Source organism: Cellulomonas citrea (assembly GCF_009829685.1).
Lineage (GTDB): Bacteria > Actinomycetota > Actinomycetes > Actinomycetales > Cellulomonadaceae > Cellulomonas > Cellulomonas citrea.
Map to the genome: position 1 here is coordinate 1 of NZ_VWSD01000124.1, position 8,902 is coordinate 8,902.

Here is an 8,902-nt window from a genome sequence, read left to right on the forward strand (position 1 = left end):
AGGGCCAGCACGGCAGCCGCGACACCGCCGACCACCGGCCGGCGCACCCGTCGCCGGCGCGGGTCGACGGCGACGGTCGGGGCCTGCGGCGCGCCCGGGCCACCACCCGGCGGCGCCCACACCGTCGGCACCGGCGGATGCTCGACGGTCCCGTCCGACGCCACCATGAAGACCGGCCAGCCCGCGGGGCCGCCCGTGGGGCCGCCGGCGGTGGACGGGGTCCGGTCACCCGGCTCGCCGGTGTGCGGCTGCTGCTCCGACATGACGTCTGCCTCCCTCGTCACGCCCCGATGGCGTCGACAGGAGCCATGTCACCTCGCCGACCCGGACGAGCGCTGGACGCCCCATGGGCGTTCGCTGTGGATCGCGGCGACGGGTCCCTACGGCCGGGGAAGCAGCCGGGCCGTGAGCCGGTCGGCGACGCCGTCGAGCTGGTCGCCGAGCAGCGGGGCCAGCACCGAGACGTAGGTGTGCACCGCGAGCAGCCCGATGGCGGTGTCCCGCTCCTCCTGGCTGGGCTCGCCGTCACCGTCGTGCAGCATCGCGGCGGCCTGCCGCAGGCTGCCGCCCACGATCGGCGCGAGCACGCGCCGCGACTCGGCGTGCCGCACCGCGTAGGTGAAGATCTCCAGCGAGAGCAGGGTGCGCATGAGCTGGTCCGGGTCGTCGTGCGCGTGGTCGAGCACATCGGCCAGGTCCTGGCCGGCACGGTCGGCGTACCAGTCGGCCTCGTCCTCGCCGAGCTCACGGGCGATCTCCAGCAGCAGCTCCTCCTTGCCGCCGAAGTTCGCGTAGATCGCACCCTTGGTGAAGCCCGCCTCCGCGGCGACGTCGCCGACGCTGGCGCCCTCGTACCCCTGACGTGCGAAGACCGTGCGGGCCGCCTCGAGCAGGGCCGCGCGGGTGCGCTCGACCTTGGCCCGTCGACGCTGCTCGCCCGCGTGCCGCCCGACCTCGACCGAGGCGTCGGCCAGCTCGCGCGAGACCTCGCGCAGGGAGGACGCGAGCTGCGTGCCGACCTCCTGGCTGGCCTCGGTGAGGCCTTGACCGACGGCCTTGCTCAACGCGGTGACCGCCTCGGCCAGGGCCTTGGCGGCCGCACCGAGCTCCTCGTCCCCGCTCTTGCGCGCCATGGCCCCAGCGTACATGCAGAGCGGTATCCAGGCTTGCGTACCACTTGGTATCTGGGTACGTTCTCATCTCGTTCACAGCAGTATCAGCCGCTCGGTACGACGAAGGAGCACGATGGACGAGGTGCTGCAGGTCCGCGGCCTGCACAAGACGTTCGGGCGCGGCACGTCCGCGGTCCAGGCCAACGCGGGCATCGACCTCACCGTCGGGGCCGGCCAGGTGGTCGGGCTGCTCGGCCACAACGGCGCCGGCAAGTCGACCCTGGTCAACCAGGTCGTCGGGCTGCTGCGCCCCGATGCCGGCAGCATCCGGCTCGCCGGCATCGACGCGGTCGCCGACCCGGACGCCGCGCGCCGCCTCGCCAGCGTGCAGGCCCAGGCCAACGTGCCGATCACCGGCCTCACCCCGCGGCGGGCCGTCGAGCTCGTCGGCCGCATCCGTGGCGGGCGGACGCCGCAGGTCCGCGCCCGCACCGAGCACCTGCTCGACGCGCTCGACCTGGGGCCGTGGGCGGCCACCCCCGCCGAGAAGGTCTCCGGCGGCATCGCCCGGCTCACCGCGTTCGCGATGACCGCCGTCGTCCCCGGCCGGCTCGTCGTGCTCGACGAACCCACCAACGACGTCGACCCGGTGCGTCGCCGCCTGCTGTGGGCGCAGATCCGGGCCCTGGCCGACGACGGGGCCGCCGTGCTGCTCGTCACCCACAACGTGCGCGAGGCCGAACGCGTCGTCGACCACCTCGCCGTGCTCGACCGCGGCACCGTGCTCGCGGCCGGCACCCCCGCCGAGCTCACCGCAGACCGGCGCGGCACCCTCTCGCTCGAGGTCGACCTGGTCCCCGGGCGCACCCCGCACTGGCCGGACGGCAGCACCGTCCTCGAACGCGGCCACCTGCGCGCCACGACCACCGTCCCCGCCGACCGCGCCGCCGCGACCGTGCAGTGGGCCGCCGACGAACAGACCGCCGGCCGCATCGAGCGCTACGCGCTGGCCCCGGCGTCCCTCGAGGACGTCTACGTCGACCTGGTCGAGACCACCGAGGAGACCGCAGCATGAGCACCGCCACCCTGACCCCCGCACCGGTGCGCCTGCGCAGCCGACGGCTCGCCGACTCCTGGTCCCAGACCGGGCTGCTCATCCAGTGGCAGCTGCGGCGCAGCGCCCAGGCGTTGCCGCTGCTCGTCCTCGTGCAGATCATGCTGTCGGTCGCCACGATCGCCGGGTACGGGCTGCTCGTCGGGCACCCCGACCACCTCGCCGGGCTCTACCTGGCCACGGGTGCGCCGACGGTCGCGCTCATCACCGTCGGCCTCGTCATGACCCCGCAGATGGTCACCCAGTCCCGCACCGAGGGCTCGCTCGACTGGCTGCGCACGCTGCCGGTCCCCCGCAGCCTGTTCCTGGTCGCCGACCTCACCGTGTGGACCCTCATCGCCCTGCCCGGGCTGGTGCTCGGCATCGTCGCCGGTGCGGTGCGGTACGACGTCGACCTCGCCCCGACCTGGTGGCTGGTGCCGGCCGCGCTGCTGGTCTCGCTCACCGCCGCCGCCGTCGGCTACGCCATGGCCTCGCTGCTGTCCCCCATGGTCGCCCAGCTCATGTCGCAGGTGCTCGTGTTCGTCGTGCTGCTGTTCACCCCGATCAGCTTCCCGTCGGACCGGATGCCCGGCTGGGCCCAGGACCTGCACGCCTGGCTGCCGCTCGAACCCATGGCCCAGGTGATCCGCGCAGGACTGGCCCCGCACGACTTCACCGTCCCGGGGCGCTCCTGGGTGGTGCTGATCGTCTGGTGCCTGGCCTCGGTGATCGGCGCCGGGGCGGCGCTGCGCAAGCGCGGCTGAGCCCGGCCGCCCGCGCGCGCTCGGTGCCGGCTCGTCCTAGGACGGGCCGGCACCGAGCACGTCCGCCAGGTCGTAGCTCACGGGTTCGGCCAGCTGGGCGTAGGTGCACGAGGCCGAGTCGCGGTCGGGACGCCAGCGGCGGAACTGCGTCGTGTGCCGGAACCGGTCGCCCTCCATGTGGTCGTACGCCACCTCGACCACCCGCTCGGGACGCAGCGGGACGAACGACAGGTCGCGGCCGGCCGCCCAGCGGCTGCGCTCGGCCTCACGCGGTGTCCGACCCTGGGCCGAGTCACCCCACGGATGCTCGGACAGGTCCGTGACCAGCGGCGCCAGCTCGACGGCGAGCTCGCGACGGCGGGCCATCGGGAACGCGCCCACCACGCCGACCGACGCGAGCACCCCGTCGTCGGTGACCAGCCCGAGCAGCAGGGAGCCCACGGCGTCGGGCCCCGAGGTGTGCGGCCGGTAGCCGGCGACGACGCAGTCGGCCGTGCGCTCGTGCTTGATCTTCGTCATCACCCGCTTGCCCGGCTGGTAGGCGGACGACGGGTCCTTGGCCACCACGCCGTCGAGGCCCGCACCCTCGAACTGCTCGAACCAGCGCCGAGCCAGCGCCACGTCATCGGTCTGGGGTGTGACGTGCACCCCGCGCCCGGGCTGCACGGCCTCGACCAGGAGCGCCCGGCGCTGCGCGAACGGGACGTCGCGCAGGTCCTCGTCCCCCAGCACGAGCAGGTCGAACGCCACGAGCAGCGCCGGCGTCGCCACCGCGAGCGCCCGCACCCGGGAGGCCGCTGGGTGCACCCGGGCGAGCAGCGCCTCGAAGTCCAGCCCGGTGTGCACCTGGGAGGCGACGACGATCTCGCCGTCGACCACGCACCGGGGTGGCAGCGCGGCGCGCACGGCCTCGAGCACCTCGGGGAAGTACCGCTGCAGCGGTTTGGTGCTGCGCGAGCCGATCTCCACCTCGTCGCCGTCGCGGAACACCAGCGCACGGAAGCCGTCCCACTTGGGCTCGTACACCAGCCCCGGCGGGATGGCCGGGGCGACCTTGGCCAGCATCGGGTCGATCGGCGGCAGCACCGGCAGGTCCATCGCGCCAGTCTCCGGTGCGCGACGCCGACGCGCCTGCGCAGCCGTCCCCGGAACCGACGGCGGCTCACCCCTCATCTCCGGCATATCGACTGCCGATATGCCACCATATCGATGATCGAGAGGGAGGACCCATCGTGAGCACACGTGTACGCCACAGCATGACCTCGGCGGTCCTCGTCGGGGCGTGCACCGTCCTCGGCGCCGGGCTGCTGCTCGCCGCCGTCGCGGTTCCGCTGGTCGGGGCCACCGACCCGAGCCTGCCGGTGACCGCCGGCCCCTCGGCCCCGGCAGTCAGCTGGTCCACCCAGGTCATCCCCTGCCTCAAGGACGTCACCCTGCCCGACGGGAGCCGGTGCGAACCGGCCGCCGACGCGCCGTCCTGGCCGCCCGGCACACCCCTGCCCGTCACCATGACCGGCGCCAGCCAGTGGCAGCTGCTCGGCGACGGCGACCTCACCGAGAGGTTGCTGGGCACCGCACCGCAGTGGGCCGCGCTCGCCGCCGTGGGCCTGGCGGTGCTCCTGCTGCTCCCGGTGGTGCGCACGTGGTCGCAGGCCCGCCCGTTCGCCCCCGGCAACGCCGCACGGCTGGCCGCGGCTGCGGGAGTGCTCGGCCTCGGCTGGCTCCTGGCCACCGCGCTGCCACCGGTGGCCGCCGCGCACCGGCTCGGCCACGTCCGGTCGTGGTCCACCGGCCCGTCCGACCCGGGGCTGCCGCTGCCGACCGGGTGGCTGGTGCCGGCGCTGCACCCGACCTGGTGGCCGCTGGCCTTCGTCGCCCTCGTGCTCGTCCTGGCCCTGGCGACCCGGCGCGGCGCCCGGCTCGCCGCCGACACCGAGGGGCTGGTGTGACCGACGAGAGCGGCCGGGTCTCCTGCCACCTGGCCGGGCTGCTCGACGAGCGGCGGATGACGCTCGTCGAGCTCGCCGCGCTCACCGGGATCACCGTGGCGAACCTGTCGGTGCTGAAGAACGACCGGGCGCGGGCCATCCGGTTCAGCACGCTCGTCGCGATCTGCGACGCGCTCGGCTGTCAGCCCGCCGACCTGCTCACGGTCGGGCCACGCTGAGGCACTGCCGACCTACCGGTCGCGGCGCTCGCGCATCGCGCGCTGGGACTCGAGGTTGTCCTGCCGCTCGCGCAGCGCCTGGCGCTTGTCCCAGTCCTTCTTGCCGCGCGCGAGCGCGATCTCGACCTTGGCGCGCCCGTCCAGGAAGTACAGCGACAGCGGGACGATCGTCTGCCCCTTGTCGTGGATCTTCGAGGCGAGCCGGTCGATCTCGTCGCGGTGCAGCAGCAGCTTGCGCTTGCGCCGCGGCGCGTGGTTGGTCCACGTGCCCTGCGCGTACTCGGGGATGTGGATGCCGTGCAGCCACGCCTCGTTGCCGTCGATCTCGCACCAGCCGTCGACGAGGCTGGCCCGCCCCGCACGCAGCGCCTTCACCTCGGTGCCCATGAGCACGATGCCCGCCTCGAACACGTCCTCGATGACGTAGTCGTGGCGCGCCTTGCGGTTGGCGGCGACGAGGGTCCGGCCCGTCGGCTTCGCCATGGCACTGCCCTCCTGTGATCGCGCTGCTGGTGTCGTCGTGCTGCGGTGACCGGCCACCCACGGGCCGGCCTTCGAGCCTACACAGCAAGCAGCGGCCGAGCCCAGGTCATTCCCTGCGTCCCGCCCGGCCGGACGGCAGCGGCCCGCCGCCTCCAGCCGGCCCCGCGACGCTCAGAGGCCGAGGTACGGCCGCGGGTTGACGGTGCTGCCGTTGATGTAGACCTCGAAGTGCAGGTGGCATCCGGTCGAGATGCCGCCCGTCGCACCTGCGTAGCCGACGAGCTGACCGGCCTGCACCTGCTGCCCCGCCGAGACCACGGCCCGGGTGAGGTGGCTGTAGCTCGACATGGTCGAGGCCCCGTTCACCCACCCGTGGTCGATCATCACCTGGTTGCCGTACCCGGAGCGGAACATGGCCCACTGGACCGTCCCGGCACGCCCCGCGTAGACCTCTTCGCCGCAGTAGCTGCGCAGGTCCAGGCCCGCGTGCAACCGGTAGATGTGCAGGATGGGCTGCCAGCGCATGCCGTACTCGCTGGTCACGACCATCGGGGCATGCACCGTCGGGTTGCCGAACACCGCACCGGAGACGATGGCGCTCGCGGGCTTCCCGGCCGCCTGCTGCTGGGCGATGATCGCGGCCAGGTCGTTCTTCAGCTGGTCGGACGCCGCATCGGCCGCCGCGAGCTGGGCCTCGATGTCGGCCTTCTGGGCCTCCAGCGACGTCTGCTGGGCGCTGACCTGGGCGGTGAGGGCGTCGAGCTGGGCCTTCGCATCGGCGGCTGCCTTCTTGGCCGTCGCCGCCTCGGCGACCTTCGCATCGGCCTGGGCCTTGAGGTCGGTGATCTTGTCCTTGACGGCCGACAACCGGTTCTGGGCGGCCTTGTTCTGCGCGGCCAGCGTCTGCAGGCTGGACAGCGACTGGGTCTGCGAGCGCAGCGCCGCCGACATCTGCGCGTAGCCCTCGACGAAGTCCTCCGGGCTCTTGGCGGCCAGGACCACCGCCAACCCGCTCACATCGGCACCGTTGCGGTACGCCTCGCGGCCGATCTGGGCGATGGTCGCCCGCACCTGGTCGGCCTTCGCCGTGTCCGTCGCGATGGTGTCGGTGAGCTGGGTCTCCTGCTGCTCGGCGTCCGCCAGCCGGGCCGCGATGAGGTCGGCCTCGCGCTGCGCGCTCTGGTAGGAGGCGGTGGCCGTGTCCACCGCCTGCTGCGCGGCCGGCAGCTGGCCCTGCAGCTGCACGAGCTGGGCGCCCGCATCGGCGATCGAGCCCTGCAGCTCCTCGACCGCGTCCTGCAGCTGGGCCTGCTTCTGCTGGTTGGCGTTGATCGCGTCCTGGGTGGCCTTGCGCCGGTTGTCCAGGTCGTCGGCACCGGCCGGGGTGGCCGCACCCAGCAGCGTGACGGCGGCCACGACGGCCGCGACGAACGCGCGGCGGGTACGTGCGAGAGGTGAGGGCATCGGCTCAGACCTTCGTGTAACGGCTCACGGTCACCAACGAGGACAGCGCCGCCAGAGCGATGGCGATCGCGATGAGCACCGGCGCCACGGCCAGCACATCGGTGGTGGTCACGTACGCCACCCCGGTGAGCGAACGGCCGAGCCAGTCGGTGACCAGGTACTTCACGCCCAGCCACAACGCGCCGACGGCCAGCGCCGCGCCGATGGTGGCGGCGATCGCCCCCTCGAGCACGAACGGCAGCTGGATGAACCAGTTGGACGCCCCGACGAGCCGCATGATGCCGGTCTCGCGGCGCCGGGACAGCGCCGACAGCCGGATCGTCGTGGTGATGAGCAGCACGGCGGCCAGCAGCATCACCACCGCGAGCCCCCCGGCCAGCAATGTCGCGCGGTCCAGCACGAGGAACAGCCGGTCGAACAGCTGGCGCTGGTCCTGGACCTCCTCCACCCCCGGCAGCCCCGACACCACATCGGCCACCACCTGGTACTTCGTGGGGTCGGTGAGCTTGATCCGGTACGAGGAGTTCATGTCCGCGGCCGTGAGCACCGAGGCGAACGACTGGCCCGCGAACCGCTTCTGGAAGGAGGCGTACGCCTCGTCCTGCGTCTCGAAGTAGGTCTTCTCGATGAGCGGGGCGACCTCGGGCGCCTTGAGCGCCTTCTCGATGTCGGCCCTCTGCGCATCGGTGACGGCGCCGGAGGCGCACGTGGTGGCGGACGAGTCCGTGGGGCACAGGAAGACCGTGACCTCGACCTTGTCGTACCAGTCGCCCTTCATCTTGCCGATCTGCGTCTGGAGCAGCGAGGCCACCCCGACGAACGCCAACGAGACGAAGGTGACGAGGATGACCGAGACCGTCATCGACAGGTTGCGACGCAGACCCTGACCGATCTCGCCGAGCACGAAGCGGATGCGCATGGCGGCGGCCCCTCAGCGGTCCGAGCCGTAGACGCCGTGCGACTGGTCGCGCACCATCGCCCCGGTCGCCAGCTCGATGACGCGCTTGCGCATCTGGTCGACGATCTCGTCGTCGTGGGTGGCCATGACGACCGTCGTCCCGGTGCGGTTGATCCGGTCGAGCAGGCGCATGATCCCCAGGGAGGTCGTCGGGTCGAGGTTGCCGGTGGGTTCATCGGCCAGCAGGATCGACGGCCGGTTGACGAAGGCCCGGGCGATGGCGACCCGCTGCTGCTCACCGCCGGACAGCTCGTGCGGGCGCCGCTTGTCCTTGCCGGCCAGGCCCACCATCTCCAGCACCTCGGGCACCGTGGTGAGGATGTGGTGCCGCGGCTTGCCGATCACCTGGAGCGCGAACGCGACGTTCTCGAAGACGGTCTTGTTGGGCAGCAGCCGGAAGTCCTGGAACACCACGCCGATCTGGCGGCGCATCACGGGCACCTTCCAGCTCGACAGCGACCCCATCTCCTTGCCGGCGACGAACACCTTGCCGGCGCTCGCCCGTTCCTCGCGCATGACGAGCCGCAGGAAGGTCGACTTGCCGGACCCGGACGATCCGACGAGGAAGACGAACTCCCCGCGGTCGATGTCCAGGCTCACCTGGTCCAGCGCGGGGCGGGCGCCCCGGGCGTAGACCTTGGTGACGTTCTCGAACCGGATCACGGGCCTGCCTTCGGTGGACGACGAGGTCGCCCGCGCAGGGCACGGGCCTCGTCGAGGGTAGGCAGGCGGTGCGACGCTGCGGCCGGGGACACGCCGCAGGCCCCAAGCCTGGGAGCCGGGTGTGCGCGCGGCGCCCGATTCGTCCCGGTGCGTGGTCCGGGCGTCACGGCCGGGCGTCCGGCGCGCGGGTCGGGC

The 8,902-nt window shown here is 72.9% G+C and carries 10 protein-coding genes and 1 pseudogene; 4 read left to right on the forward strand and 7 right to left on the reverse strand.

The window, feature by feature from the left end; genetic code table 11:
* Both F2B26_RS12375 and F2B26_RS12380 read right to left on the reverse strand, forming a co-directional pair.
* Positions 1 to 263, reverse strand: a pseudogene (locus tag F2B26_RS12375) (hypothetical protein); the annotation flags it as partial.
* 117 nt (positions 264 to 380) lie between these two features.
* Positions 381 to 1,133: a TetR/AcrR family transcriptional regulator gene (locus F2B26_RS12380; protein WP_159809813.1), complete on the reverse strand. Its 753-nt coding sequence runs from the start codon at positions 1,131 to 1,133 to the stop codon at positions 381 to 383.
* Between the two features lie 112 nt (positions 1,134 to 1,245).
* On the opposite strand from F2B26_RS12380, the gene F2B26_RS12385 reads away from it, so the two are divergent.
* Positions 1,246 to 2,187: an ABC transporter ATP-binding protein gene (locus F2B26_RS12385; RefSeq protein WP_159809815.1), complete on the forward strand. Its 942-nt coding sequence runs from the start codon at positions 1,246 to 1,248 to the stop codon at positions 2,185 to 2,187.
* Complete coding sequence (locus F2B26_RS12390; RefSeq protein ID WP_159809817.1) at positions 2,184 to 2,972, forward strand: ABC transporter permease; 789 nt, start codon at positions 2,184 to 2,186, stop codon at positions 2,970 to 2,972. The genes F2B26_RS12385 and F2B26_RS12390 overlap by 4 nt, the downstream gene beginning before the upstream one ends.
* Positions 2,973 to 3,008: 36 nt before the next feature.
* On the opposite strand, the gene F2B26_RS12395 is transcribed toward F2B26_RS12390, so the two are convergent.
* A complete protein-coding gene (locus tag F2B26_RS12395; protein WP_159809819.1) occupies positions 3,009 to 4,070 on the reverse strand; it encodes an ATP-dependent DNA ligase in 1,062 nt (353 codons plus the stop codon).
* 134 nt (positions 4,071 to 4,204) lie between these two features.
* On the opposite strand from F2B26_RS12395, the gene F2B26_RS12400 reads away from it, so the two are divergent.
* Together F2B26_RS12400 and F2B26_RS12405 are read left to right on the forward strand one after the other, a co-directional pair.
* A complete protein-coding gene (locus F2B26_RS12400) occupies positions 4,205 to 4,921 on the forward strand; it encodes a hypothetical protein (RefSeq protein ID WP_159809821.1) in 717 nt (238 codons plus the stop codon).
* The gene (locus F2B26_RS12405; RefSeq protein WP_159809823.1) at positions 4,918 to 5,139 is read left to right on the forward strand and encodes a helix-turn-helix domain-containing protein; all 222 of its coding nucleotides are present in this window, start codon (positions 4,918 to 4,920) and stop codon (positions 5,137 to 5,139) included. The genes F2B26_RS12400 and F2B26_RS12405 overlap by 4 nt, the downstream gene beginning before the upstream one ends.
* 12 nt (positions 5,140 to 5,151) lie before the next feature.
* Here the strand turns inward: F2B26_RS12405 and smpB are convergent, their stop codons facing one another.
* The 4 genes from smpB to ftsE form a co-directional block, all read right to left on the reverse strand.
* Positions 5,152 to 5,622 carry an SsrA-binding protein SmpB gene (smpB, locus tag F2B26_RS12410; protein ID WP_159809825.1) on the reverse strand — a complete coding sequence of 157 codons (471 nt, stop codon included), beginning with the start codon at positions 5,620 to 5,622 and terminating at the stop codon, positions 5,152 to 5,154.
* 171 nt (positions 5,623 to 5,793) lie between these two features.
* Positions 5,794 to 7,086, reverse strand: a complete 1,293-nt coding sequence (locus tag F2B26_RS12415) for a M23 family metallopeptidase (RefSeq protein ID WP_159809827.1) — start codon at positions 7,084 to 7,086, stop codon at positions 5,794 to 5,796.
* A gap of 4 nt (positions 7,087 to 7,090) precedes the next feature.
* A complete protein-coding gene (gene ftsX / locus F2B26_RS12420; protein WP_159809829.1) occupies positions 7,091 to 8,005 on the reverse strand; it encodes a permease-like cell division protein FtsX in 915 nt (304 codons plus the stop codon).
* A gap of 12 nt (positions 8,006 to 8,017) precedes the next feature.
* Positions 8,018 to 8,707, reverse strand: a complete 690-nt coding sequence (gene ftsE / locus F2B26_RS12425) for a cell division ATP-binding protein FtsE (RefSeq protein WP_159809831.1) — start codon at positions 8,705 to 8,707, stop codon at positions 8,018 to 8,020.
* Between the last annotated feature and the right edge of the window lie 195 nt (positions 8,708 to 8,902).